Here is a 24,578-nt window from a genome sequence, read left to right as displayed (position 1 = left end):
GGGAGCAGACAGACATGCAACCTCACGACACCGCCCCGGTGCCCCCGCCGGGGTGCCCGGCCCACGGCTCGGGCGGCCGGGTCCCGCTGTACGGGCCGGAGTTCGCCGCCGACCCGCGGGCGTACTACGACTATCTGCGGCACTACGGGCCCGCCGCGCCCGTGGAGCTGGCGCCGGGCGTGGAGGCCACCCTGGTCACCGACTACGCGGCCGCCCTCCAACTGCTGCACGACTCCGGCACCTTCCGCAAGGACGCCCGGCGCTGGCGGGCCTTCAACGAGGGCAAGGTCGGCCCGGACAGCCCGGTCGCGCCGCTGCTGGCGTACCGCCCCAACTGCATGTTCGCCGACGGCGCGGACCATCTGCGGCTGCGCCAGGCGGTCACCGACAGCATGGCCCGGGTGGACACCCGGCGGCTGAGCCGGAGCACCGAGCAGATCTCCGGGTACCTCGTCTCCCAGTTCGGCGGGCGCGGTTCGGCCGATCTGCTCGGCGACTACGCCAAGCAGTTGCCGCTGTTCGTGTTCAACGAGCTGTTCGGCTGCCCGGCCGGCATCGGCGACCGGGTGCTGTTCGGCATCTCCGGGATGTTCGACGGGGTCAACGCGGACAAGGCCACCGAGGTGCTGTTCGGGGCGGTCGGCGAACTGGTCGCGCTGAAGCGGAGCAAGCCCGGTGACGACGTCACCTCCTGGCTGATGCGGCACGAGGCGGGGCTGACCGACGAGGAGATGGTGCACCAGCTCGCGCTGCTGCTCGGCGCGGGCGCGGAGCCGCTGCGCAACCTCATCGGCAACACGCTGCACCGGCTGCTCACCCACGACCGGTACGCGCGCGAGGGCGGTCTGATCGACGAGGCCCTCGACGACACGCTGTGGGAGAACCCGCCGATGTCGAACTACGCGCCGCACTACCCGGCCACCGACCTGGACTTCGCCGGGCAGCACCTGCAGGCGGGCGACCTGGTGCTGGTCAGCTTCGCCGCCGCCAACACCGGACCGGCGCTCGCCGAGTCCCGGCAGGCGGGCAGCAACCGGGCGCACCTGGCGTGGAGCGCGGGACCGCACGCCTGCCCCTCCAAGGAGCCCGCCCGGCACATCACGGTGACCGCCATCGAGCACCTGTTCAACCAGTTGCCGGACATCGAACTCGCCATCCCCGAGGACAGCCTGACCTGGCGGCCGGGCCCGTTCAACCGGGCGCTGGCCACGCTCCCGGCCCGGTTCACCCCGGTCCGGCCGGCCCGTCCGGCCGGTGAGCGGACCGCCCAGGCGGCCACGGCGGCGTCGGCGGAGGCGGGCCGCCGGCCCGAACGCGGCGGCCTGTGGAGCTCGTTCCTCACCTGGCTCACCCGGTGACGCGCGCAACAGCCTCCCAACCAGCCCCTTTCGCATAACCGTTCAACGGCAGGGGTAGTGAGCAACGCGGCATTCGAGTTGCTTACACGCAAAGGAGGTGCCGTGGACCACATATCCATGGACGCCGCTTTCCTGCCGGTGACCTGCCGGATACCCGCCCCCCGGGGCGGGTATCCCTTTGTCCGCCCCGGGCGCCGCCGGGCGGCCCGGTGACCGCCGCCGGCCCCACCGGGGACGGCGGCCCCCCGGGCGCGCCGACGCTCGGCGCCCTCACCGGCGGCCAGTTGCGAAGACTGGGCGCGGTCGCGGGACTGTCCGACGCCGACGCCGGCGGTTACGCCGGCGTGCTGACCGAGGCGCTCGGCACCGTGGCCGCGCGGCCCCTGGACCTGGGGCCCCCGAACCGCACCTTCCTCTCCGACGACCACACGCCCGTGGAGTTCTCCCTCTCCTTCCGGCCGGGCGCGGCCCCCGCCCTGCGGGTGCTGCTGGAACCGGGCTGCGGCGCAGGCAGCCTGGCTCGCAACGGCCGCGCCGGACTCGCCGCGGTGCGGTCGCTGGCCCGGCGGTGGCGGTTCGGCACCGACTCCCTCGACGCGGTCGAGGACCTGTTCCTGCCCCCCGTACCGCACGGCCCGCTGGCGCTGTGGTGCGCGCTGGAACTGCGGCCGGGAGGCGTGCCCCGGGTCAAGGTCTACCTCAACCCCTCGGCCTCCGGCGCCGGACGTGCCGCCGCGACGGTGCGCCGGGCGCTGGGCCGGCTCGGGCACGCACGGGCCGCCGCGGCCCTGCCCGAGGCCGACGGGTACCCGTTCCTGGCGCTGGACCTCGGGGACTGGGCCGAGCCCCGGGTGAAGGTCTACCTCCGGCACGAGGGGCTGACGCCCGGCCGGGCGGGGCTGCTGGCCGCGGCCGCCGGCGGGCCCGATCCGGCCGTGGTCGAGGACTTCTTCCGCACGGCCGCCGCCGGACCGGGCGCGGCACCCGGGGAGCTCCGCCTCGACCGGCGCCCGGCGCTGACCTGCCACGCCTTCACCGGCAGCGCGGCCCCGGCCGGCTTCACGCTGCACGTCCCGGTGCGGGACTACGCCGGGCACGACGGCGAGGCCCTGGCCCGGGCGACGGTCCTGCTGCGCCGGTACGGCATCGATCCGTCCCCGCTGCCGCGGGCGCTGTCGGCGCTCACCGGGCGGCGCCCGGAGGACGGGGTGGGGCTGATCGCCTACCTGGCGCTGGCCCACCAGCGGGGCCGGGCGCCCCGGGTGACGGCGTACCTGTCCTGCGAGGCGTACGCGGTCCGGCCGCCGGAGCCGGCGGCGTTCCGTCCGGCCGGGGCCCTGCGGGGCTGAGCACGGGCGAGGGGGCTCCCGGCGGACCGCGCCGGGAGCCCTCCTCGTCCGGAGGTTAGACGCCGATCACTTCGCGCAGTTGGCCCAGGTACGGGCCCACGTCGACCTGGATGGAGGCGCCCCGGGTGCGGCCGTACCGCCGGGTGATGCCCGCGAGGTACTCGGTGACCTCCGCGCGCATCACCTCGGCCGAGGGCAGCGCGCTGTCGCCGGCGACCAGGCCCGCCACCCACCGGGACTGGGCCTCGACCAGCCGGGTGATCGCCCCGACCGGGCGCACCAGCCCGACGAAGTACAGGCCGGGCCGGTCCGGCGCCACCACCCGCTTGTAGAGCCGGACCGAGCCGTCCGCGGCGACGGGGCAGCCCTCGGGCAGGAAGGGGAACGCCATGTGGTAGCCGGTGCAGTAGACCACCGCGTCGGCCTCCTCGGCGCTGCCGTCGGCGAACCGCACCCGGGGCCCGTCGAAGGACGCGATCGCGGGCCGGGGCAGCACGGCGCCGTGCCGGATGCGGCTGAGGATCTCGTCGGAGATGGTGACGGCCGAGGAGAACAGGGGGTGGTCCGGCTCGGGCAGGCCGTAGTCGGCCAGGTTGCCGCGCGCGACGTGCAGGGCGCGCTCGCAGAAGCGGCGCTGCTCCTCGAAGGTCATCGCCTGGAACCAGGGGGCCTCGGCGATCTGGTCGACCGACAGGCCGTAGAGCTGCTTGGGCACGATGTGCAGGCCCCGGCGGACCGAGAGGACGGTCCGCGCGGCGTGCCGGGAGAGGTCGGCGGCGATGTCCACGGCGGAGGCGCCGAGGCCGACGACCACCACGCGCCGGCCGGTGAAGTCGGCGCCGTCGTGGTAGTCGAGGGCGTGCAGCACGGTGCCGGTGAAGGTGTCGTGGCCCGGCGGCAGCGGGTCGGGCAGGGCGGGCTCGGTGTGGTGCCCGGAGGCGACGACGACGTGCGCGAACCGCCGGGTGGCGGTCCGGCCGCGCGCGTCGGCGCTGACGACGGTCCAGGTGCCGTCCGGGTCCTGCCGGACGGACCGCACCTCGGTACGGGTCTCCACGTGGCCGAGGACCCCGGCCCACTCGGCGAAGGACCGCAGGTAGGCGGCGACCTCGCTGTGCCGGGGGTAGAGGGGGTACTCGGCCGGCATCGGGAAGTCGGCGTAGGCGGTCAGGTCCTTGGCCGTGTTCAGGTGCAGCGACCGGTAGCCCGGTCCGCGCTCACCGGTGCCCGGTTGGCGCCAGACCCCGCCGACGTCCGGGGCCTTCTCCAGGCAGACGAAGTCGATGCCGCGCTCCTTGAGGGCATGTGCCGCCGCCAGCCCCGACAGACCCGCACCGATCACACACACGCGCACGCTTTTCCCCCACATGGTTCACCGTCCTCCCCCCGATCACGCAGTCACTGCCCATCCGCCACTTCCCGCACACCAGAATCAGGATCAAACAGACGTGTCCCTGGTCACTGTTTGCCGATTGCTCCCTTCGGGGGAGGCGGGACTGGCGGCGGGGAACCCGGGGCGCTCAGCGGTCAAGCAATGACGTGGACGCGCACGGAGTCGGAGGTTGGCATGACCTTGAGGAAAGCCCTCGCGGTGGGGATCAGCGCCCTGGTGTGCACCGGCATGCTGGGGACCGGCTGCGCCAAGGAGCAGCGGGGTGCCGCCGCCAAGGGCACGCCCTCGCCCTCCGGGCCGGTGTCGGGCCGCCCGGCGCCGCCGAGCCCGGCCGCACGGCCGCTGCCCGGGCTGGGTCCCCGGACGCGCTCGGAGATCCCGGCGGCCACCCGGCAGGTGCTGCTGGTGCGGGGCACCACGACGGACGGCAACCGGGCGCGGGCGGAGCTGTACCAGCGGGAGCCGGGCGGCGGCTGGCGGCGGGCCGCGGGGCCCTGGCCCGCGCACAACGGGCTGCGCGGCTGGACCCGGGACCACTGGGCCGGCGATCTGCGCACCCCCATCGGGGTGTTCACGCTCAGCGACGCCGGGGGCCGGCTGCCCGACCCGGACACCCGGCTGCCGTACGACGAGAGCCCGGACTTCTCCATCGACGGCACCGGGCACGTCGGCGAGCCGCTGGAGGGCTCCTTCGACTACGTGGTGGCCGTCGACTACAACCGCGTACGGGGCACCACACCGCTGGACAAGGAGCGTCCGCTGGGCGAGGACCGGGGCGGCGGGGTGTGGATCCACGTCGACCACGGCGGGCCGACCAACGCGTGCGTGTCCCTGGCCCGGTTGCACATGCGCGCCCTGCTGCGGGCCCTGGACCCGGCCGCGCGGCCGGTCGTCGTGATGGGCCCGGCGGCCGCGCTGGCCCGCTGACCCCCGCTCACCCGCCGCCCGGGGCCGGCACGGCGGGTGCCGCCGCCGGGGCCGGTTCCCAGCGGATGCGGGTGGCGCACACCGCGACGACCAGCGCCGAGACGGCGACCGCCGCCATGCCCCAGGTGAGGGAAGCGGCGTTGGCGACGAAGCCGATCAGCGGCGGCCCGGCCAGCAGCCCGGTGGTGCCCATGGCGGCGACCAGGGTGAGCGCGTCCGAGCCCGCCCGGGCCGCGGCGGCGTACACGCACGGGGTGACGGCGGCGATGCCCAGGCCGACGCAGGCGAAACCGGCCAGGGCCGGCAGCACGCCCCCGCCGGCCAGCGCGAGCGCGAGCGCGCCGCCGGCCAGGGCGCTGCCCAGGAGGACCACCCGCCGGTCGCCCCAGCGGCTGCGCCACCGGTCGGCGAAGAGCCGGGCGACCAGCATCGCGCCGGACACCACGGCGATGCCCAGCGGGGCGAGTCCGTCCGACGCCTCGGCCACGTCCTTCAGATAGAGCGCGGACCAGTCGTTCATGGCGCCCTCGGCGACCGTGCCGAAGGCCATGGCACAGCACATCCACAGGGTGATCCGGCTCGGCATCCGCCGGCGGCGCCGCTCCCGCATCCCGGCCGCGGCCGGCTCCGGCGGGTCCTCGGTGAGCAGCCCGGTGCGGGCGCCCGCGCCCAGCGCCAGCAGCAGGGCGACGGCCACCGCGAAGTGGGCCGTGACCGAGGAGGTGACCGCGTGCAGGGCGGAGGCGACCAGCGCGGCGAGCAGGGAACCGGCGCTGAAGACGGCGTGCAGTTTGGCCATGGTGGTGCGCCCGTAGCGGGCCTCCAGGGCCGCGCCCTGCGCGTTCATGGCCACGTTGAGGCACCCCACGAGGACCCCGTCGACGCACATCACCAGCAGCGCCACGGGGTACGAGGGCGCCGCGGCCAGCGCGAGCAGCAGCAGGGCGAGGCAGAGCTGGGAGAGCAGGGCCAGCTTCCGCGAGCCCAGGCGGCGCATCAGCCAGGCCACCAGCGGGAAGGAGGCCGCCGCGCCGACCCCGGCGGCCATCAGCAGCACCCCGACCTCGGCGGCGGACAGGGCGAGGCCGTTCTTCAGGTCGGGGATGCGGGCCGCCCAGGTGGCGTACTGGAAGCCGAGCGAGCAGAACAGCGCGGCGATCGCCGACTGACCGCGGTGGTAGGGGTCGTGGAGTCGGAACACGCGCATCAGCTCACTTCACGCAGGGTCGGGGCGGGCGGCCCGGCCGGTCCGGGCCGGGCGGCCGGCACCGGCCGGGACATGTAGACGGCGCCGGGGCCGTAGCCGTCGGCGGGGGCGACGCCGGGGTGGGCGGTGAAGCCCCGCGCGGACCAGAACCGGTCGCTGCCGCCCACGGCGACCAGGGAGATCCGCCGGTCGCCGCGGGCCCGGGCGGTGCCGGTGAGCCGCCCGAGCAGGAGCCGGCCCAGGCCCCGGCGGCGCAGGGCGGGCGCGACGACGATGTCGTGCAGATGGAGGTTGCCGCCGGTGCGGGCGGCCGGCTCCGCCCGGCCCAGCTCCGGGCACCGGAACTCCGGGTAGGGCAGGGCCAGCAGGTACCCGGCGGTCCGGCCGCCCACGTCGAGGACGAAGCAGGTGCCGGGCGAGGCGGCCGCCCGGGACTGCAGCGCGGCCCGCCCCTCGGACAGGCCGAGCCCGGCGTAGGCGTCGTGCTCCAGGGCCGTCACGGCGTCCCAGTCGCGGTCGGCGAGGTGCCGTACCGCCACGGTGTCACTCATCGGCGCCGCCTCCGGTGACGGTGTACGGCAGCGGGGCGATGCCGTTGAAGCCGCGGGTCATGTAGCTGGTGGAGTAGGCGCCGCAGGACAGCACCCAGACCGGGTCGCCGGAGGCCAGCGCCGCGGGCACCTGGACCAGGCCCTCCCGGTGGGCGTAGGCGTCGTCGCTGTCGCAGGTGGGTCCGGCGACGACGGCCGGGACGCGGGGGCCGCCGGGGTGGCCGGGGAAGACCAGCGGGTACTGCAGGGCGTCCATCTCGTACAGCCCGTTGAACTTGCCGCAGCTCAGGTAGAGCCAGTGCCGGGGGGTGCCGTCCGGGTCCCGGCGGCGGGCGAGGCGGGCGACGTGGGCGCGGACGGCGCCGTGGTCGGCGACGAGGTGGCGGCCGGGTTCGACGAGGAACTCCAGGGGGCCGCCGTGGATCCGGCGCAGGTCGGCCATGCCCTCCCGGATCACCGCGAAGATCTTGTCCAGCGGCGGGTCGAGGGGGTCGCCGCGCCGGTCGAGGTAGCCGGTGGCGGGCAGGCCGCCGCCGAGGTTGACCAGGCCGGCCCGGATGCCGCGCCGGTCCAGGGCGCGCAGCACCCCGCCCAGGTCGTCCAGGGCGGACCGCCACGCCTCGGCGGTCATCTGCTGGGAGCCGACGTGCACGGAGAGGCCGGCCGGCACCAGGCCCAGGTCGCGGGCGCGGGCCAGGACCCGGACGGCCTCGGCGGGCGGGCAGCCGAACTTGTGGCTCAGCCCCCACAGCGCGCCCTCTCCCCCGGTCGCCACCCGGCAGAACACCCGGGCGCCGGGGGCGTGCACGGCGAGGGCGGCCACGTCCTCGGCACTGTCGGTGGCGAACAGGCGTACGCCGAGCCGGTGCGCGGCGGCGATGTCCCGGTCCGACTTGACGGTGTTGCCGTAGTGCGTCCGGGCGGCCGGCACCCCGGCCCGCAGCGCCTGCCGGATCTCGGCCGGGCTCGCCGCGTCGACCCCGGCGCCTTCCCTGGCGAGGGTGGCGATCACCTCGTCGACCGGGCACGCCTTCATCGCGAACCGCACCCGGACGCCCGGCAGTTCGCGGCGCAGGGCGCGGTGTCGGCGGGCGATGCCGTCCAGGTCCAGGACGATGCGGTCGGTGTCGGCGGCGGCGAGGGCGGCGGCCAGCGGGGCGGTCGGCGCGGGGCTCACCCGGGCCGGCCCGGGGGTGCGGCCACGGGGGTGACCCGGGCGGCGGCGATCAGCGCTTCCCACGCCTCGGTGAGCAGCGCGAAGTCCGCCATGTCGTCGCGGGCCTCGTCCAGCAGCCGGTCCCGGTCGGCGGCGAGCAGATCGGCGACCTCGGCGTACCGGCCGCCCAGTTTCCGGTAGGCGGTGTCGACGGCGTCGAGCCGGGCGGTGTTCTCGCCCCGGTCCAGTGCCGTGCTCTCCCGGGCCAGCGCGGCGACGGCCTCGCCGCGGACCCGGCCCGAGCCGTCCAGGAGGGTGTCGCCGGCGGCGGCCATCCGGTCGTAGACGTGGTGGAAGTAGCGCATCGACAGCAGGAACTTGACGAAGCGGCGCTGGTAGGCGCGGAAGCCGGGGCCGGTGCGGCGCTCGCCGGTGTGGTAGTTGACGATGTGCCGGTTGTGCAGGACGCCGGGCAGCCGGGCGTCGTGGACGAGGTGGATGAGGAAGTAGTCGCTGCCGATGGTGTCCCGCGCGGGCGGCAGCGGCACCCGTTCGTGGACGCCGTGGAAGGCGATGTTGCACATGTCGACCCGCATCGGGTCGACCAGCGTCAGCAGCGACCGGTCGTGGGTGAACGGCTCGGTGCCCGCGCCCCGGAAGGACTCCGCGACCAGTTCCCGCCGGCGCTCGGCGCTCCAGTGGGCGGGGGCCCAGAGACCGACGACGTCGTGGTAGACGGCCGGGTCGGCGGCCTCGATCTCGGCGAGATCGACGGAGAGTTCCCCGATGAAGGAGGCGCCCACCATCGCCACCCGGTGGTCCAGGCACGCGGCCGGCAGGTCGGTCGCGGTGACCCGGGACGCGGCGTCGGCGGCTCGGTGGCCGAGGGTGCGCAGTTCGTGGTGGACGGGGAAGACGGTACGGCCGTCCAGGCGCTGGTAGCGGCTGTCGGAGTCCCTGCGGTGCACGGACTCGCAGCCCAGCGCGGCGGCGATGAGGAAGGCGCGGTCGGTGCAGGCGCCGTAGGACAGGCCGTCGGGGAGCAGCAGGTCCAGCAGCAGCTCGGGCTTGGCCCGGCCGGAGCGGGCGACGGCCGCGGCGAGGAAGTCCCGCTGGCGGGCCTCGTCGAGGTGGTGGACGGTGATCCGGGGGTGGGCGGGCAGGCGCCGGACGGCCTCGGTGTGCTCGGCGTACACCGGGGGCGGGCAGGAGTCGAGGATCAGCAGCCGGACATCGATGTCGAAGTGCTCGACGGCGTACGCCGCCTCCTCGCCGAGGGCCGCGATGGTCGCGGGGCAGGACCGGTCGGTGGGCAGGGTCAGGCAGATGCGGCGCATGTCCCGTCCCCGGTGGCCGTGTCGGTGCCGCGCTGCCCGTGCCAGGAGGTCAGCCCCAGCAGCTTGGCGCCCAGATCGGTCAGTTCGGCGGTCGGGTACCGCTCGGCCTCGGGCCTGCGGGCGTCGCCGAGCAGGGTGGCGTTCCACTCGGGGGTGGCGAGGGTGCGCCAGGAGTCGACGCGGGAGCGGCGCAGCGCGGTGTGGGACTCCAGCGCGGGCATCATCGACAGGTACTGCACGGCGCGCACACCGCCGCCGGAGGTGTTGGGCGCGACGCCGTGCGCCAGCAGGCCGTTCCAGATGAGCAGGTCGCCGGCGTGCAGATCGGGCCGGACCACGGGCATCTCGGTGCGGTCGACGGCGGGCCGGATCGGGTCGCGGTCCTCGGGCTGGAGCGCCTTCCAGCGGTCGAAGCGGCGGAAGAGTTCGGGGCAGCACTGGAAGCCGCCGTGGTCCGCCTCGGTGTCGTTGAGGGCGATGATGCCCTGCACCCGCTGGGGCAGCACGCCGAGGGTGGTGTCGACGTCCCAGTGCAGTTCGATGTCGAAGCCGCGCTCCCGCCGCTCGATCAGGGCGCGGTCGCGGTTCTTGACGTTGGGCGGGTTGAGGTTGAGCCGGTCCAGGGTGACCCACAGCTCCTCGGCGTCCCACACGTCGACGAAGGCGTCGTAGACCCTGCGGGTCTGGCGGCTGTCCCAGATGAGCTGGTGGTGGTACGCCTCGACGAAGCCGTAGATGTGCAGTTCGCGGTCGAGGTCGGAGCGGTACGCGCGCTCCTCGTACCAGGTCTCGGGGCGGTCGGGGTCCAGGCCCTGGAACTCCCAGGCGAAGTCCAGGAGCCGGCGCGCGGCCGAGGCGGGCACCGCCTCCCTGACCACGACGTAGCCGTAGGTCTGCCAGTGCGCGAAGTCCTCCTCGGTGAGCACCCGCAGCGGGCGGGTCTTGTCCAGGTCGCGCAGCGGGGTCCGGGCCAGGTAGGTGTCCGCGTCCGCGCTGAAGTACGGGACGTCCGTGGCGGCTCGGTAGAGGTAGTGGTCGGGTGTCGCCATGTGGTGCTCCAAGTCCTCGCCGTCGTCCGCGCCGGGACGGACGGCGGTCTGTGCGGAGAAAGTGGCGTGTCGTGGTGCGCACGCGGGATGCGGGGCAGCGGGAGTCCGCTCGCGTCCGGCTGGCGGAGCGGCGTGTCGGGGCGGCGGGGACCGGTCGGCACACCGGTCACGGGAGCCCCTCGTCGAACGTGCGCCTCACAATGGACTAGACCAGGTGCGGGTGTCAACACCCCTCGGAACACGCCGTGTTGGGCCTTCGGAAGCCTTGACACGTCTGGTTAACTCGGGCCCACCACCGCCTTGGTACGGACCAAGCGGAGGGTGTCCCACCGTTCCGTCCGAAAGGCGCGCGCCGATGTCCCACCGCCCGCACAGCAGCGAGTTGCGACGGCTCGCGCTCTCCGTCCTGCAACCCGGCTTCGTCGGCACCGAGGCACCCGACTGGGTGCTGCGGGACATCGCCGGCGGACTCGCCTCCGTCGTGCTGTTCTCCCGCAACATCGTCTCCCCCGAGCAGGTCGCCCGGCTGACCGGGCAACTGCGCGCGGAGAACCCGGCGCTGATCGTCGCCATCGACGAGGAGGCCGGGGACGTCACCCGGATCGAGTCCGCCACCGGCTCCAGCCGGCCCGGCAACTTCGCCCTCGGCACCGTGGACGACGTGGCACTGACCGAGGCGGTCGCCGCCGACCTGGGCCAGGAGCTGCGCGCCGCCGGGGTGAGCCTCGACTACGCGCCGAGCGCGGACGTCAACTCCAACCCCGACAACCCGGTGATCGGCGTACGGTCCTTCGGCACCGGCCCCGAGGTGGTGTCCCGGCACACCGCCGCCTGGGTCCGGGGCCTGCAGTCGGCGGGCGTCGCCGCCTGCGCCAAACACTTCCCCGGCCACGGGGACGTCGCCGTCGACTCCCACCACGACCTGCCCGTCTGCACCGCCCGCCGGGAGGAGATCGAGGCCGGGGCGCTGCCGCCGTTCCGGGCGGCGCTCGACGCGGGGGTGCGGGCCGTGATGAGCGCCCACCTGCTGGTGCCGGCCTACGATCCGGACCGGCCGGCCACGCTCAGCCCGCGCATCCTCCAGGACCTGCTCCGGGGCGAGCTGGGCTTCGACGGGCTGGTGGTCAGCGACGCCATCGAGATGGGCGCGGTCACCCGCCGGTACGGCATCGGCGGGGCGACGGTACGGGCCGTCGCCGCCGGGGTGGACGCGGTGTGCGTCGGCGGCGAGAGCGCCGAGGCGGCCACCGCGCACCTGCTGGCCGACGCGCTGTGCGAGGCGGTGGCCGACGGGCGACTGCCGGAGGAGCGGCTGGCCGAGGCGGCGGTCCGGGTACGGGAGTTCGCCGACTGGTCGGTCAAGCTGCGGGAGGCGGGCGCCGCTCCGCAGGGGGGTGCCTCACAGGGCGGTGCCGGGATCGGCCAGGTCGCCGCGCGCCGGGCGGTGCGGATCAGCGGGCCCGCCGGAAACGCCCTGCCGCTCACCGCCGCGCCGCACGTGGTGGAACTGGCCCCGGTCACCAACCTGGCCATCGGCAAGGAGACGCCCTGGGGGGTCGCGGCACCGCTGCGCGAACGCCTGCCGGACACCACGGCGGTACGGGTGCGCGAGGACGAACTGCGGGACGGGACAGCGGTGTTGGCGGAGTGCGCGCTGCGGCCCGCGGTGGGCCGTCCGCTGGTCGTCGTGGTTCGGGACGCCGCCCGGCACACCTGGATGAGCCGGGCCCTCACCGACCTGACCACCGCCCGCCCGGACGCGGTGACCGTGGAGATGGGCCTGCCCGGCCCCGGCCTCCCGGACACCGGCGTACGGATCTGCACCTACGGGGCGAGCACGGCGTCCGGGGTGGCGGTGGCCGAGGTTCTGGCGGGGGGTGTCTGAGGGGGCGGGCGGTCGGCCGGAGGGGGAGCCGGTGGCCGGTCAGGTGGCCGCGGTCAGCGGTCGGCCGTCGGCGGTCTGCGCAGGTAGCGGATCGTCGGGCGCCCCCCGTCGTCGGTGACCTCGGCGCGGACCCCGTAGACCCGCTCGATCAGGGCCGGGGTGAGCACCTCCCCGGGGGTGCCCTCGGCGACGGCCCGGCCGCCGGCCAGGACCAGCAGGCGGTCGCAGTACAGGGCCGCGAGGTTGAGGTCGTGCAGGGCGACGACCGTGGTGACGGGCAGCCCGGCGATCAGTTCGAGCAGGTCGAGCTGGTGCTGGATGTCGAGGTGGTTCGTCGGCTCGTCGAGCAGCAGCTCGCGCGGTTCCTGGGCGAGCGCGCGGGCGATCTGGGCGCGCTGGCGTTCGCCGCCGGACAGGGTGTGCCAGGACCGGTCGGCCAGGGCGGTCAGTCCGGTGCGTGCCAGGGCGGCGGCGACCGCCCGGGCGTCGTCGCCGGAGACCGCCGACCAGGGGCGGCGGTGCGGGATGCGGCCGAGGGCGACGACCTCCCGGACGGTGAGTTCGTTCTGCGTGTACGCGTGCTGGTCGACGGTGGCGATCCGGCGCGCGGCGGCCCGGCGGCCGACCTGGGCGAGCGGCCGGCCGTCGAGGGTGACGACACCGGCGGACGGGCCGAGGACACCGGCGAGCAGCTTCAGCAGCGTGGACTTGCCGGAGCCGTTGGGGCCGAGCAGACCCACCGTCTCGCCGGGGCGGGGGGCCAGGGTGACGCCGTCGACGACGAACCGGCCGCCCGCCCGGCGGCCTACGCGCCCGGCGCGCAGCCCCGGTGCCGTGCCGTCGGCGGCGGGGCCGGTCATGCCCGCCGCCTTCCCCGGTACAGCACCGCGACGAACGCGGGCACACCGATGAGCGAGGTCACCACGCCCACCGGGATCTCCCGCGGGTCGAGCACGGTACGGGCCAGGGTGTCGACCCAGACCAGGAAGACTGCGCCGGTCAGCACGGTGACCGGCAGCAGTCGGGCGTGGGCGGTGCCGGTGAGGGCGCGGGTGGCGTGCGGCAGCACCAGTCCGACGAAGCCGATCGCCCCGGCGCAGCTCACCAGCGCGGCGGTGAGCAGCGCGGTGGCGCACAGCAGCACCAGCCGGGTACGGGCCACCCGGACGCCGAGGGCCGCCGCGGCCTCCTCGCCGAAGGTGAACGCGTCGAGGGTGGCGGAGTTGAGGAGGCAGACGGCGAGGACCACGGCCAGCACGGCGGCGCACAGCACCACCGCGGTCCAGTCGGCGCCGGTGAGCGAGCCGAGCAGCCAGAACATCACGCCCCGGGTGGTCTCCGCGTCCGCCGAGGTGAGCACGGTGAGCGAGGTCAGCGCCGAGAACAGTTGCATCGCGGCCACCCCCGACAGCACCACCCGGTCCATGCTCGCGCCGAGGCTGTGGCTCAGCAGCAGCACCAGCGCGAACGCCAGCAGCGCGCCGGCGAAGGCGCCCACCGACAGCGGCACCGCTCCCCCGCCGACGCCGAGGACGATCACCGCGACCGCCCCGGTGGACGCGCCGGAGGACACCCCGAGGACGAACGGGTCGGCCAGCGGGTTGCGCAGCAGCGACTGCATGACCGCCCCGCACAGCGCGAGCCCCGCCCCGCACACCGCGGCCAGCAGGGTGCGCGGCATCCGCAGGTCCCACACGATGCCGTCGCGCAGCGGTGTCAGTGTGCCGTGCCCGAGGCCGAGGTGGGCGGCGAGGGAGGCCCACACGTCGGACGGGGAGATGTCGGCCGGTCCGACGGTGACGGCGAGGGCCACCGACACCGCCAGCACGGCGGTCCCGGCCGCGGTGAGCAACGGGACGCGGGCGGCCCTCACTTGACGAGCCCGAGGTCCCGCAGGCCGGCGGCGACCCGCTCGATGCCCTCGACCGTGCGGATCGTGGGGTTCATCGCCTGGCCGCTGAGCAGGACGTACCGCTTCTTCCGTACGGCGGTGAGGTGGCGGGTGGCCGGGTTGGTCTCCAGGAAGCGGATCTTGGCGCGGGCGGTCTCGGCCGTCTGCTGCTCGCGGGTCAGGTCGCCGAGGACGATGACGTCGGGGTCGCGGTCGGCGACGGTCTCCCAGTTGATCTGGGGCCACTCGTCGTGGGTGTCGGCGAAGACGTTGCGCGCGCCGATCGCCCGGGTGATGGCGCCGGGGGCGCCGCAGCAGCCGGCCAGGTAGGGCGACCGGGAGTCGGCGAACCAGTACATGAGGGAGACGTGCGAGGCGTCCAGGCCGTCGGTGGCCGCGCGCACCCGTGCCTTCAGCCGGGCGACGAGCCGCTCGCCGCGGCGCTCGACGCCGAAGACGCGGGCGAGGTCGCGTATCTCGCCGTAGACGGTGTGCAGGGTGAGCGGTGTCTCGCGGGAGCCGTCGCCGCCGCTGTCGTTGTCCTTGCCGGCGCCGCAGTCGGCCGGGGAGACGTAGGTGGGCACGCCCAGCTTCTCGAACTGCTCGCGGGTGGCGACGCCGCCGGTGCCGAGCGTGGCGACGAAGGAGGCGGTGACGAAGTCGGGCGCGGCGGCCAGCACCTTCTCGAAGGACGGGTTGTCGTCGGCCAGGCGGGGCACCCCGGCGTTCGCCTTCTCCAGGCCCTTCATGACGGGGTCGGTCCAGGTGGCGGTGCCGGCCATGCGGTCGGCGAGGCCGAGGGAGAGCAGGATCTCGGTGCTGCCCTGGTTGAGGGAGACGGCCCGGCGGGGCGCCGCGGTCAGGGTGACGCGGTGGCCGCAGTTGTCGAGGACGCGCGGGCGGCCGGCGGTGGCGTCCGCCGCGCGGGTGCCGTCCGGTGTGCCGCAGGCGGTGAGCGAGGCGGCGCAGACGAGCAGGAGGGCGGCGGGGCGGAGGACGGGACGGAGCACGGGCATGCCTCGGGTGTCGGGGCTCGAACGCGGAGCCTGGCCTGAAGTCGACCCCCGCGCGGGGACGCGGAGGTGCCAGCAGGTCTTCGGACTCGGGTTCGTCCGGCCGGGGCGCCTTCCCAGGACGGCTCCGCCCCGGCGTCGCGCCGGCGCGGTGGTGTCCCAGTGGCATCAGTGCCCCGCCCGTCCCCCTCACCGCTGCGCGTCAGTTCCGGATTCGCACCGGATTCCCTGACCACGGATGTGGCACGACTGGCTCCGGCAGCCTAGCAAGGGCCCTCCGCCGCGGATCCGGCGGGCGGGACGCGGGTGAGCCGGCGGTGCATCCGGTCGGTGTCGGCGGGGGTGCGCAGCGGGGCGACGGCCGTGCGGTGGGGCAGCCCGGCCTTGGCGAGCGTGGCGAGCAGGGCGCGGGGGCCGCTGTCGACGTAGGTGGTGAAGCCGGCCCGGTCCAGCGCCAGCAGGGCCGGGTGGAAGGGGAGGGAGTCGGTGAGGTGGGCGGCGGCCATGGCGCGCAGCCGGTCGGGGGTGCCGGCCCGCCGCCCGGTGGCGGTGGCGTACACCGGGATGCGGGGCGGGGCGACCGGCTGGGCCCGCAGCAGGCTGCGGAAGGCGCGGCTGACCTCGTCGAGCAGGGGGTGGTGGTAGGCGGTGCGGCTGACCAGCCGGGTCACCCGGTGGCCGCGGTCCCCGGCCACCCGCCCCACGTGGCCGAGCTGGGCGTCGGGGCCGGCCAGCACCACCTGGGCGGGCGCGTTGTGCACCGCGATCCGCACCTGCGGGGTGCCGCAGGCGCGGATCAGGTCGGCGGCCTGGGCGCGGGTCAGGTCGGTGGCCGCCATGCCCGCGGCGGGCAGGCCGGCGGTGGTCAGCAACCGGTCCCGGATGCGCAGCAGTTGCAGCCCCTGGCGGACGGTGAGGGCGCCCGCGACGGTGAGCGCCGCGAGGTCGCCGACGCTGTGGCCCAGGACCGCGTCGACCGGGGCCGGCAGCAGTGCGAGGGTGACGGTGGCGGCGGCGACCGCGGCGGCGTACGTGGCCAGGTCGAAGGCGAGCGGGTCGGCGCGCAGCAGTTCCTCGGGGGCGGGCGCGCCGGGCTCGGTGAGGAGCCGGCCCACCGACGCGGTGCCGGCGCCGCCCGGCGCGTGACCGTCCACGGCCGTCAGGACCTCGGCGACGGCGGGCACGCCGGCGAGGTGGCGCAGGGCGCCGGGGAGGTAGGCGCCCTGCCCGGGACACATCAGCACGGTGCGCGGCCGGCCGGCGTCGGGGGTGCTGCCGTCGGCCCTCATGACGGGCCGTCGGGTCTCATGAGGCGCTGGTGAAGGCGAGCGCGACATTGTGCCCGCCGAACCCCATGCTGGTGCTGACCGCCGCCAGCGGGCCGGGGGGCAGCGGCTCGGGGTCGCGGCCGACCACGTTCAGCTCGATCGCGGGGTCGACGCGTTCGAGGCTGTGGGTGGGCGGGGCGATCCGGTCGCGCAGGGCGAGGACGGTGGTGACCGCCTCGATGGCCCCGGCGGCGCCCAGGGTGTGGCCGAGGGCGGCCTTGGTGGCGCTGACCGTCACGTCCTGGAGGTCCTTGCCCAGGGCGGTGTGCAGGGCCTGTGCCTCGCTGAGGTCGCCCAGCGGCGTGGAGGTGGCGTGCGCGTTGACGTGCCGGACCTGCTCGGGGTCGAGGCCGGCGTCGCGCAGGGCGGCGGTGACGGCGGTGGCGCAGCCCGCTCCACCGGGTGCGGGCCGGGCGACGTGGTGGCTGTCGTTGGTGACGCCCGCGCCGGCCAGTTCGCAGTGCACCCGGGCGCCGCGGGCCGCGGCGTGCGCGGCGCTCTCCACGACCAGCATCCCGGCCCCCTCCCCCATCACGAACCCGTCCCGATCGGCGTCGAACGGCCGGGACGCCCGCTCCGGCTCGTCGCACCGCGACAGCGCCCGCAGCCGGGCGAACCCCGCGAAGATCAGCGGATGCAGTCCGGCCTCCGAGCCGCCCGCGACCACCACGTCGGCGCGGCCCTCCCGGATCATACCGAGGGCCTGCGCCAGCGCCTCGGCGCCGGACGCGCAGGCGCTGACCGGGGTGTGCACGCCCTCCTTGGCGCCGACCATCAGCCCGACCTCGGCGGCCGCGTGGTTGGGCAGCATGACCGGGATGGCCCGGGGGCTGACCCGGTCCGGGCCGCCGGTCTCCAGCCGGTGGTTCTGCTCCAGGATGCTGGTCAGCCCGCCCAGTCCGGCGCCGAGGACCACCGCGACCCGGGGGCCGCCGTCGCCGGCCCCGGGGTCGTCCGGCAGACCGGCGTCCCGCAGCGCCTCCTTGGCGGCGACCAGGGCGAACTGCGCGGACCGGTCGCAGTGGGCGGCCTTCGCGCGGGGCAGCAGATCCGCCGGGTCGACCGCGGCGGACGCCGCGAGGTAGTCGCACGGCGGGCCGCCCGGTGCGCCGAAGTCGACGCGTCCGATGCCGCACGCGCCGTCCAGCAGCGCCGCCCAGGTGGTCGGCACGTCACCGCCCAGCGCGGTGGTCGCGCCGAGTCCGGTGATGACGGCCGTCCGCTCCTCGCGGGCCGCGGCGGCCCCGTGCTCTGGGCTCACGCGGTCCCACCGGCCGGGGCGGCGACCACGCCGCAGAGGTGGTCGACGACATCGCTGACGGTGGCCAGCCGGGCCGCCTCCTCCACCGGGATCTTCACCTGCCAGCGCTCCTCGATCGCGGCGACCAGCTCCAGCAGGGCGAGCGAGTCGACACCCAGGTCGTCCCTGAGGTCGGCGTCGAGGCCGACCTCCTCCGGGGAGACGTCCTCGACGGTGGCGGCCAGCACCTCACGCAGCTCGTCGAACATCTGTCGGTCGTCGGCTGTGGTCGGCATGGATGGTCCTCCTTCGGCGGGGCTCCGGCACCTGCCGGATGCACGCGGACAGCCTTTCCGACGATCCGGAACGGTAAGCGCCGTTCGGGAAGGGGCGGCGGAGCACGTGAGGCACGCGCGGGGCGCCCCTCCTGAGGCCGGGCCCCGGTTCACGTTCGGGCGCCCCGAGGGAGCACGGCGGCCCGCGCGTAAAGAAGGCGACAGGCGCGCGGGGCACGGCCGTCAGTAGACCGGAAGCGCCACCAGGGTCCCGCCGTTGAGGACGAACAGCCGGTTGCGGTCGCCGGCGAGGGTGCGGCTCTCGGCGGCCCGCAGGGGGTAGGTCCGCGCCCGGGAGCTGGTGCTGCCGCTGTACCGGGGCAGGCCGCTGACGCCGGTGTTCTCGCGCTCGGCGACCCAGACGCTGCCGGCCTGCACGACGGGCGGCTGCCAGGGCGGGGTGGGGGCGGTGACGAAGGTGACCGCCTCCTCGCCGCCGTCGGGCAGCAGATGGCGCAGCGCCTCGCTGTCCAGGGTGAAGACCACCCCGCCGGCGACGGTGGGCGGACCGAACCCGTAGGCGCCGCGCCGCACGGCGTGCAGCGGCCGCCGGGACCACAGTTGCCGGCCGTCGCTCGCGCGGACGGCGGCGAAGGTGTGGCCGCCGAGGTAGACCACGCCGCCGTCGACGGCCGGGCGCAGGGCGGCCGGGGCCTGTCCCTCGCGCGTCCACGCCTTCGCGCCGTCGCTCACCCGGACCGCGGCGACGTCGCCGGAGCCGCCGCACACCACGAGCAGCCCCGAGCCGACGGCCGCGGCCGGCCGGCCGGTGAGGGCCAGCGGGGGGCGGCGCGTCCAGCGCACCCGGGCGTCGGCGGCCGACACACAGCGCAACTCGCCGTCGGCGGTGAGGAGGTAGACGTGCCCGGCGTCGGCGGCGAGCAGGACCTCGGCCCGCGCGTCGGCCGTCCACTTGGCGGCGCCGGTGGCGGCGACGTACGTACGGACGGTCCCGTCCTGGTCGGCGGTGACGACGAGCCGGTCCCCGAGGGACAGGTAGCCGGCGTCGCCGCGCGCGTCGTCGGCGCGCCAGCGCTCCGTGCCGTCGGTGACGTCGTGGGCGGCGACGCCGCCGCCGGCCGCGGCGACGACCACGACGTCCCGCACCGGAAGCGGCGGGGGCGACTCCGGGTCGGCCACGTCCTCCAGCGGGCCCCACAGCGGTTCGATCTCGCCGGTGTCGCTGCCGAGCGAGGCGCTCTCCACCCGGGCGGCGGGCGGGATGTCGAACGGGTCGGAGGAACCGGCGGCGGCGCCGTCGCCGCTCAGCCACCAGGCGGCGCCGCCCGCACCGGCCGCCAGCAGCGCCCCGCCGCCCGCCACGGCGGTCAGCAGGCGCCGGCGGGAGAGCCGGGGGCGGTCCGGGCCGGGGCGCGCGGCGGGCACCGCGGTCGGGCCGCCGCCGTCGCCGGCCGGCTGCCGGGCGGCGGCCTCCCGTCGCCGGATGTCGTCGGCGAGCGGGCCGGTGGTCCAGAACCGTTCGCTGCCGGCCGGGGGCCGGGCGGCGTCGGCGAGCCACCCGGGCAGCGGCCGGGCGGCGGGGTCCTTGGCCAGGCAGGGCGCGATCAGGTCCCGCAGCGGTCCGGGGACGAGCGTCAGGTCGGGTTCGCCGTGCACCACTTCGTACATCACCGCCGCCACCTCGGTGCCCGCGTAGGCGGGCCGGCCGGAGGCGGCGTAGGCGAGGACCGCGCCGAGGGAGAACACGTCGGCGGCCGGTCCGACGCGCTGCCCGAGCACCTGTTCGGGGGCGCCGTAGCCGGGGGTGACCGGGATCTGGCCGGTGCGGGTCAGGGTCAGTCCGTGTTCGGGGCGGGCGATGCCGAAGTCGATGACGCGGGGGCCGCGCGAGGTCAGGACGACGTTCTGCGGTTTGAGGTCGCGGTGCACCAGCCCGGTGACGTGGATGTCGGCGAGGGTGCGGGCCAGGGACCGGGCGAGTTCGCGCAGCAGGGCGTCGCCGAACGGCCCGTAGCGCGCCACCGCCTCGTCCAGGGTGGGCCCGGCGAGGAACTCGGAGGCGATCCACGGCCGTCCCGCCTCCGGTTCGGCGGCCAGCACCCGGGCCACGCCCTCGCTGGTGACCGTCCGGGCGGTACGGGCCTCGCGGACGAAGCGCTCGGCCAGGTGCCGGTCGCCGGCCAGTTCGGGCAGCAGCACCTTGACGGCGGCCGGGCGGCCGGCCGTGTCGTGTCCCAGGTAGACCTTGCCCATGCCGCCCGCGCCGAGCACGCCGGCGATGCGGTAGGGGCCGAGGCGGAGCGGGTCTCCGGGGCCGAGCGGTCGCACGTCGGGTCCTTTCGGGTGCGGGCGGAAGACGCAGGGGGGAACGGCGGGGTCAGTCCAGGGGCAGGGCGAAGGTCTCCTTCTCCTGGCGGACGTAGAGCCGGCCGCGTTCGGTGTCGGCGGACAGGACGGTGGCGTCGGTGGGCAGGGTCCACACCGCCGTGCGGGTGCGCAGGTCCACCGCGCGCAGCCCCTGCTCGTCCAGGCTGTAGACGTACTTCTCGCCGACCGCGGGGGCCTCGTCGCGGTTCAGGTGCCGGTTCTTCAGGCCCTTCTCCAGCCAGTTGAGGGTGCCGGTGAGGGCGTCGACGGACACCACGCCCCGGTCGCCCTCGGTGCAGTAGACGGCGCCGTCGCGGACCTCGGGCGCCCCGTAGAGCCGGGTCTCGCCCGCGCTGTCGCCGACGTCGCGCAGGTCGCCGAAGCGCCAGGCGGTCTCGCCGTCCGCCAGTCGTACGGCCGTCAGCGCGTCGGCGCCGAGGTAGAAGTGGCGGTCGTCGTGGACGATCCGGGTGGGCGGCGGGCCGTCGTACGGCTCGGACCGCGACCACTTCTGCGTGCCGTCGGCGAGGTCGTGCGCGGTGACTTCGAGGAAGGAGCTGAGCCCCGAGTCGGACCGGAACCGCAGCAGCCGGCCGCCGGTGACCGCGGCGCACAGCAGCGGCGGCTCGTTCTGCTGCCGGGCCGCGTCGAGGGCGGTGCGCCAGCGCACCCGGCCGTCGCCGAGGCCGAGGGCGAGCAGGTACCAGGAGCCGCCGGAGGCGGCGCGGGCGGCCAGGTAGGCGATGTCCTTCACCACGCACAGGAGCTGGTTGCGGGGCTCGTCGCCGGCCAGGTCCGGCACCTCGGCGAGGGGCTTGCCGGGCTGCCCGTCGGTCATGTCGATCTCGCAGACGGCGAGGGTGTCGCCCTCCTCGGGGTCGCGCAGCGCGTACAGCTTCTTGCCGTCGGCCGCGTACCGCCAGCCGTCGGCGAGGTCCGCCTGCCAGCTTCCCTCGCCGCTCTCGGCGTTGACGCCGCACAGCACGATGCCGGCCGGGATCGCCACGCCGCTGCCGGCCGCGAGGACCTCGGCGCGGGCGTTGGGGATGTGCACGGCGAACGTCCACAGCCGGGCGGGCGGCTTCACCGTCTGCGCCGTGGTCCTCCCCCGCGCGGTGCCACCGGTGCCGGAGTCCCGGCCCGCGAGCCAGGCCCACACCCCGCCGCCCGCCAGGCCGGCGCCGGCCGCGACGGCACCGGCGGTCATCGCGAACAGCTTGCGCCGGGACACGGCGGGGGCGGCCGGCCCGGTCGCCGGGGGCGTGTCGGGCGGCGGGGGCGGCAGCCGGTGCGGCGGCTCGCGCCAGACGTCGTCGCCGCGCCGCGCGATCTCGCGGAGCACGGCGTCGGGCAGCACGTCCGCGAGGAGCGCGGCGGGCCCGTGGGCCCCGGTGCCGTCGGTGAGGGCGGCGGCGAGTTCGCCGGTGGCCGGGCGGCGGGCCGGGTCCTTGTCGAGGCAGCGGGCGAGCACCGGGACCAGCGCGGGCGGGACCCCGCCGAGGTCGGGGTCGGCGTACCGCACCCGGTAGAGCAGGTCGGCGGCGCTTCCGGAGCCGAACGGGCCGTGTCCGGACGCGGCGAAGACCAGCACCCCGGCGAGCGCGAACACATCGCCGGCCGGGCCGTGTTCGAGGTCCGCGGCCTGTTCCGGCGACATGAAGGCGGGGGTGCCGAGGGCCGAACCGGCCCGGGTGAGCGGGGCGTCGCCGACCGCGCGGGCCACCCCGAAGTCGATGATCCTCGGGCCGAAGGCCGTCACCATCACGTTGGACGGCTTCAGGTCCCGGTGCACCACCTCGGAGCGGTGCAGTTGCCCGAGCCCCTCCGCCAGCGCGGCGCCGATGGCCCGGACGGCGGGTTCCGGCAGCGGCCCGCCGGCCTCCACCGCCTCGTCCAGCGACGGGCCGGTGACGTACTCGGTCGCCAGCCACGGCAGCGGCGCGGCCGGGTCGGCGTCGTGCACTCCGGCGCCGTACCGTCCGCCGATCACCCGGGCGGCGTCGGCCTCCAGGCGGAAGCGGGTGCGCGCTTCGGGGTCGCCGGCCAGTCGCGGGTGCAGCACCTTGACGGCGACGGTCCGGCCGCCGGGGGTGCGGGCCAGGTGGACCGTGCCCATGCCGCCGCTGCCGATCCTGGCCAGCAGGCGGTAGCGGCCGACGGTCTCCGGGTCGTCGTGGAGCAGGGGGGACAGCATGGCGGTTCAGCGCACCTCGGCGGGGAGTTCCAGGGTGAGCACCCGCACCGACTGGTCGGACAGCGCCGCGACCACGCGGCCCGGCAGCGGCAGCGGTTCGGTGCCGGCGGTGTGGGTGCCGTAGGCGGCGCCGGGCGCCAGTTCGGCCAGGACCTGGGCGGGGGCCGGGCGGCCGGCCGGGTCCCGGGAGAGGCAGGCCGCGATCGGGCCGCGCAGCGCGGGCGGGATCTCGTCGCGCTCGGGGACCGTGTGGCCGGTGGCCAGGTAGGCGAGGACGGCACCCAGCGCGTGCACGTCACCGGCCGGGGAGACCGGATGCCCGGCGGCCGCCTCCGGGGCCAGGCACCCGGCGTCGAGGCCGGGCACCCCGGCGCGCCGGGTGCCGTCGGGGGCGAGGGCGCGGGCGGCGCCGAAGCAGCCGAGCAGCGGCCCGTACGCGGTGAGCAGCACGGCGGCGGGGCAGATGCCGCCGTGCGCCACACCCAGGACGTGGGCGGAGGCGAGGGCCTCGGCGAGGGCGGCCCCGACGAGCCGTACCGTCCGCTCGGGCAGCGGGCCGCCGTGCGCGGCGAGGGCCGCGGTGAGCGGCAGCACGGGCCGGTAGGGCGAGGCGTGCCAGGGGAAGGCCGCGCTGCCGCCGAGCTGGGTCACCGGCCAGAACCCGGGCTGGGTGAGCCGGCCCGCCCACTGCGCCTCGGCCGCCCAGCGGGCCGGGTCGGCGCCGCGCGGCGGCAGGCTCACCAGCACGGTGCGCGCCCCGTCCGCGGTGCGCGCCAGATAGCGCCGCTCCGGCACCAGGTGCGCCTCGGCCGACGGGTCGAGCCGGGCCAGCGTGACGTACTCCCCGATCCGCGCCGGGTCGTCCTGCCGCAGCCCCTCCACGGGCGCTCCCCCTGTTCCCCGCCATGATCACCGACGGCAGGTGAGCCTACTGGGGCGGTACGGCGGGGCCGAGCGGGGGGCGGCCCGGTGCCGGTGCTGTCCCGCTTTGCACGGGCCGCGCGGGGCGCACCGGGCGCGCCCTCGGGGGGGGGATCAGCCCTCGGCGACGGGATCAGCCCTCGTCCCCTTCGTCCTCCTCGTCGCCCTCGAAGAAGTCACCGATCTCGTCGACGACCTCGGCCGCGACCATCCCGCCGACCACGCCCACGGCGAGTCCCGCCGCGCCGGCCGCGACGGCGGTGCCGACGCCGGGCCCGCCGGAGTGGTGGCCTCCGTGGTGACCGTCGTGGTGGCCGTACGAGGCGTGCGTGCCGTACGAGGCGCGGTGGTCGATCAACTGGCGGACCCAGCCGTCGACTTCGGCGGCCCAGTCGCGCACGTCCTGGTGCCCGACGGTGAACCGGGCGAGCGCGTCGTGCCCCTCGGTGAAGAGGCCCCCGCGCTTGTCCGCCTCCAGGACCACCTCCACACCGCCGGGGTGGGCGAGGAAGGTCAGCTCGATCTCGTTGACCTGGTGGGCGTAGTGCGGGGCCGGGGTCAGCTCGATCTCCTGGTAGAAGGGCAGTTGCTGCCCGGTGCCGCCGATGCGGCCGTACTCCAGGTCCGCGGAGCGGAACCCGAACCCGAGCTGTCCGAAGGCTTCCAGCACGGCCTCCTGGACGGGCAGCGGGCCGACGGTGAGGCGGTCGAGGTCGCCCTTGTCGCGGGCGCCGGCCACCGCCAGTTCGGTGCGCACGCCGAGCACGATGCCCAGGTCCTGGCCGTACAGTTCGGTGACCGGCGTCTCCCAGGGCAGCGGGACGGAGAACGGCACGGTGTGCTCCGCGCCCTCGGCGAGCCGGAAGCCGCCGCCGACGGTGTACCGCTCGAAGGCGACGGCCCCCTCGCTCTCGCCCTCCGCGTGCTCGGCCTCGACCCGCGCGACCAGCTCCAGGGCGATGTGCTCGATGTCGAAGTCGGCGCCGCCGCCCTGGAGATGGACCCGGCCGGTGAGCGCGGCGCCGGGGCGGGCCGCGCCCGGGTCGAGGACCGTGTCGACCGTGGGCCCGCCCACGCCGAGCGAACCGAGCAGTCGTTTGAACACCATCGTGGCGT

General features: G+C 76.2%; 20 protein-coding genes and 1 riboswitch. Of the genes, 4 read left to right on the top strand and 16 right to left on the bottom strand.

Going from position 1 to position 24,578, the window contains the following annotated elements:
• Window positions 1–14: 14 nt before the first annotated feature.
• Complete coding sequence (locus IE316_RS13525) at window positions 15–1,358, top strand: cytochrome P450 (RefSeq protein ID WP_190204516.1); 1,344 nt, start codon at window positions 15–17, stop codon at window positions 1,356–1,358.
• 209 nt (window positions 1,359–1,567) lie between these two features.
• Window positions 1,568–2,707, top strand: a complete 1,140-nt coding sequence (locus tag IE316_RS13520; RefSeq protein WP_190204515.1) for a tryptophan dimethylallyltransferase family protein — start codon at window positions 1,568–1,570, stop codon at window positions 2,705–2,707.
• Window positions 2,708–2,762: 55 nt separating this feature from the next.
• Here IE316_RS13520 and IE316_RS13515 read toward each other — a convergent pair whose 3' ends face one another.
• A complete protein-coding gene (locus tag IE316_RS13515; RefSeq protein WP_190204514.1) occupies window positions 2,763–4,061 on the bottom strand; it encodes a flavin-containing monooxygenase in 1,299 nt (432 codons plus the stop codon).
• 213 nt (window positions 4,062–4,274) lie between these two features.
• On the opposite strand from IE316_RS13515, the gene IE316_RS13510 reads away from it, so the two are divergent.
• A complete protein-coding gene (locus IE316_RS13510; protein ID WP_190204513.1) occupies window positions 4,275–5,027 on the top strand; it encodes a hypothetical protein in 753 nt (250 codons plus the stop codon).
• Window positions 5,028–5,034: 7 nt separating this feature from the next.
• Here IE316_RS13510 and IE316_RS13505 read toward each other — a convergent pair whose 3' ends face one another.
• From IE316_RS13505 to IE316_RS13485, 5 genes are read right to left on the bottom strand one after another with little or no spacing between them, the layout of a single operon-like run.
• Complete coding sequence (locus tag IE316_RS13505; RefSeq protein ID WP_190204512.1) at window positions 5,035–6,234, bottom strand: MFS transporter; 1,200 nt, start codon at window positions 6,232–6,234, stop codon at window positions 5,035–5,037.
• On the bottom strand, window positions 6,234–6,785 hold the full coding sequence (locus IE316_RS13500) for a GNAT family N-acetyltransferase (RefSeq protein ID WP_190204511.1): 552 nt from the start codon (window positions 6,783–6,785) through the stop codon (window positions 6,234–6,236). The genes IE316_RS13505 and IE316_RS13500 overlap by 1 nt, the downstream gene beginning before the upstream one ends.
• The gene (locus tag IE316_RS13495; protein ID WP_229910375.1) at window positions 6,778–7,962 is read right to left on the bottom strand and encodes a type III PLP-dependent enzyme; all 1,185 of its coding nucleotides are present in this window, start codon (window positions 7,960–7,962) and stop codon (window positions 6,778–6,780) included. The genes IE316_RS13500 and IE316_RS13495 overlap by 8 nt, the downstream gene beginning before the upstream one ends.
• Window positions 7,959–9,278 carry a DUF6271 family protein gene (locus tag IE316_RS13490; RefSeq protein WP_190204510.1) on the bottom strand — a complete coding sequence of 440 codons (1,320 nt, stop codon included), beginning with the start codon at window positions 9,276–9,278 and terminating at the stop codon, window positions 7,959–7,961. The genes IE316_RS13495 and IE316_RS13490 overlap by 4 nt, the downstream gene beginning before the upstream one ends.
• Entirely contained in the window at window positions 9,260–10,327 is a 1,068-nt protein-coding gene (locus IE316_RS13485) for a phytanoyl-CoA dioxygenase family protein (protein ID WP_190204509.1), read from the bottom strand. Before IE316_RS13485 ends, IE316_RS13490 begins: the two co-directional genes overlap by 19 nt.
• Before the next feature lie 355 nt (window positions 10,328–10,682).
• Here IE316_RS13485 and IE316_RS13480 point away from each other — a divergent pair, with 355 nt between their 5' ends.
• Window positions 10,683–12,212 carry a glycoside hydrolase family 3 protein gene (locus IE316_RS13480; RefSeq protein WP_190204508.1) on the top strand — a complete coding sequence of 510 codons (1,530 nt, stop codon included), beginning with the start codon at window positions 10,683–10,685 and terminating at the stop codon, window positions 12,210–12,212.
• Between the two features lie 53 nt (window positions 12,213–12,265).
• On the opposite strand, the gene IE316_RS13475 is transcribed toward IE316_RS13480, so the two are convergent.
• From IE316_RS13475 to IE316_RS13430, 10 genes are all read right to left on the bottom strand, one after another.
• Window positions 12,266–13,072, bottom strand: a complete 807-nt coding sequence (locus IE316_RS13475; RefSeq protein ID WP_190204507.1) for an ABC transporter ATP-binding protein — start codon at window positions 13,070–13,072, stop codon at window positions 12,266–12,268.
• Complete coding sequence (locus tag IE316_RS13470; protein WP_190204506.1) at window positions 13,069–14,085, bottom strand: FecCD family ABC transporter permease; 1,017 nt, start codon at window positions 14,083–14,085, stop codon at window positions 13,069–13,071. Before IE316_RS13470 ends, IE316_RS13475 begins: the two co-directional genes overlap by 4 nt.
• Complete coding sequence (locus IE316_RS13465; protein ID WP_190204505.1) at window positions 14,082–15,119, bottom strand: ABC transporter substrate-binding protein; 1,038 nt, start codon at window positions 15,117–15,119, stop codon at window positions 14,082–14,084. Before IE316_RS13465 ends, IE316_RS13470 begins: the two co-directional genes overlap by 4 nt.
• 54 nt (window positions 15,120–15,173) lie before the next feature.
• A riboswitch (cobalamin riboswitch) is annotated at window positions 15,174–15,385 on the bottom strand.
• Window positions 15,380–16,405 carry an ACP S-malonyltransferase gene (locus IE316_RS13460; protein ID WP_190204504.1) on the bottom strand — a complete coding sequence of 342 codons (1,026 nt, stop codon included), beginning with the start codon at window positions 16,403–16,405 and terminating at the stop codon, window positions 15,380–15,382. (Overlaps the previous riboswitch by 6 nt.)
• Window positions 16,406–16,421: 16 nt before the next feature.
• Window positions 16,422–17,705, bottom strand: a complete 1,284-nt coding sequence (locus IE316_RS13455; RefSeq protein ID WP_190204503.1) for a beta-ketoacyl-[acyl-carrier-protein] synthase family protein — start codon at window positions 17,703–17,705, stop codon at window positions 16,422–16,424.
• Window positions 17,702–17,980: an acyl carrier protein gene (locus tag IE316_RS13450; RefSeq protein ID WP_190204502.1), complete on the bottom strand. Its 279-nt coding sequence runs from the start codon at window positions 17,978–17,980 to the stop codon at window positions 17,702–17,704. Before IE316_RS13450 ends, IE316_RS13455 begins: the two co-directional genes overlap by 4 nt.
• A 222-nt stretch (window positions 17,981–18,202) precedes the next feature.
• Window positions 18,203–20,308 (bottom strand): serine/threonine-protein kinase, encoded by a 2,106-nt coding sequence (locus IE316_RS13445; RefSeq protein WP_190204501.1) that lies wholly within the window; start codon window positions 20,306–20,308, stop codon window positions 18,203–18,205.
• A gap of 49 nt (window positions 20,309–20,357) precedes the next feature.
• Window positions 20,358–22,541: a serine/threonine-protein kinase gene (locus IE316_RS13440; RefSeq protein ID WP_190204500.1), complete on the bottom strand. Its 2,184-nt coding sequence runs from the start codon at window positions 22,539–22,541 to the stop codon at window positions 20,358–20,360.
• A gap of 6 nt (window positions 22,542–22,547) precedes the next feature.
• Window positions 22,548–23,423 carry a protein kinase family protein gene (locus tag IE316_RS13435; protein ID WP_190204499.1) on the bottom strand — a complete coding sequence of 292 codons (876 nt, stop codon included), beginning with the start codon at window positions 23,421–23,423 and terminating at the stop codon, window positions 22,548–22,550.
• A 172-nt stretch (window positions 23,424–23,595) separates the two neighbouring features.
• Window positions 23,596–24,570, bottom strand: coding sequence for a sporulation protein (locus tag IE316_RS13430; RefSeq protein ID WP_190204498.1), 975 nt, complete (start codon window positions 24,568–24,570; stop codon window positions 23,596–23,598).
• Window positions 24,571–24,578: the final 8 nt, after the last annotated feature.

The organism is Streptomyces fumanus (genome assembly GCF_014655295.1).
Taxonomy (GTDB): domain Bacteria; phylum Actinomycetota; class Actinomycetes; order Streptomycetales; family Streptomycetaceae; genus Streptomyces; species Streptomyces fumanus.
This window is presented reverse-complemented; position numbering and strand designations above follow the sequence as displayed.

Coding starts and splice junctions, on each gene's coding strand:
- IE316_RS13490 (WP_190204510.1), bottom strand. CDS start 9,278: ATGCGCCGCATCTGCCTGACCCTGCCCACCGACCGGTCCTGCCCCGCG.
- IE316_RS13450 (WP_190204502.1), bottom strand. CDS start 17,980: ATGCCGACCACAGCCGACGACCGACAGATGTTCGACGAGCTGCGTGAG.
- IE316_RS13485 (WP_190204509.1), bottom strand. CDS start 10,327: ATGGCGACACCCGACCACTACCTCTACCGAGCCGCCACGGACGTCCCG.
- IE316_RS13505 (WP_190204512.1), bottom strand. CDS start 6,234: ATGCGCGTGTTCCGACTCCACGACCCCTACCACCGCGGTCAGTCGGCG.
- IE316_RS13500 (WP_190204511.1), bottom strand. CDS start 6,785: ATGAGTGACACCGTGGCGGTACGGCACCTCGCCGACCGCGACTGGGAC.
- IE316_RS13525 (WP_190204516.1), top strand. CDS start 15: ATGCAACCTCACGACACCGCCCCGGTGCCCCCGCCGGGGTGCCCGGCC.
- IE316_RS13475 (WP_190204507.1), bottom strand. CDS start 13,072: ATGACCGGCCCCGCCGCCGACGGCACGGCACCGGGGCTGCGCGCCGGG.
- IE316_RS13465 (WP_190204505.1), bottom strand. CDS start 15,119: ATGCCCGTGCTCCGTCCCGTCCTCCGCCCCGCCGCCCTCCTGCTCGTC.
- IE316_RS13460 (WP_190204504.1), bottom strand. CDS start 16,405: ATGAGGGCCGACGGCAGCACCCCCGACGCCGGCCGGCCGCGCACCGTG.
- IE316_RS13480 (WP_190204508.1), top strand. CDS start 10,683: ATGTCCCACCGCCCGCACAGCAGCGAGTTGCGACGGCTCGCGCTCTCC.
- IE316_RS13430 (WP_190204498.1), bottom strand. CDS start 24,570: ATGGTGTTCAAACGACTGCTCGGTTCGCTCGGCGTGGGCGGGCCCACG.
- IE316_RS13510 (WP_190204513.1), top strand. CDS start 4,275: ATGACCTTGAGGAAAGCCCTCGCGGTGGGGATCAGCGCCCTGGTGTGC.
- IE316_RS13440 (WP_190204500.1), bottom strand. CDS start 22,541: ATGCTGTCCCCCCTGCTCCACGACGACCCGGAGACCGTCGGCCGCTAC.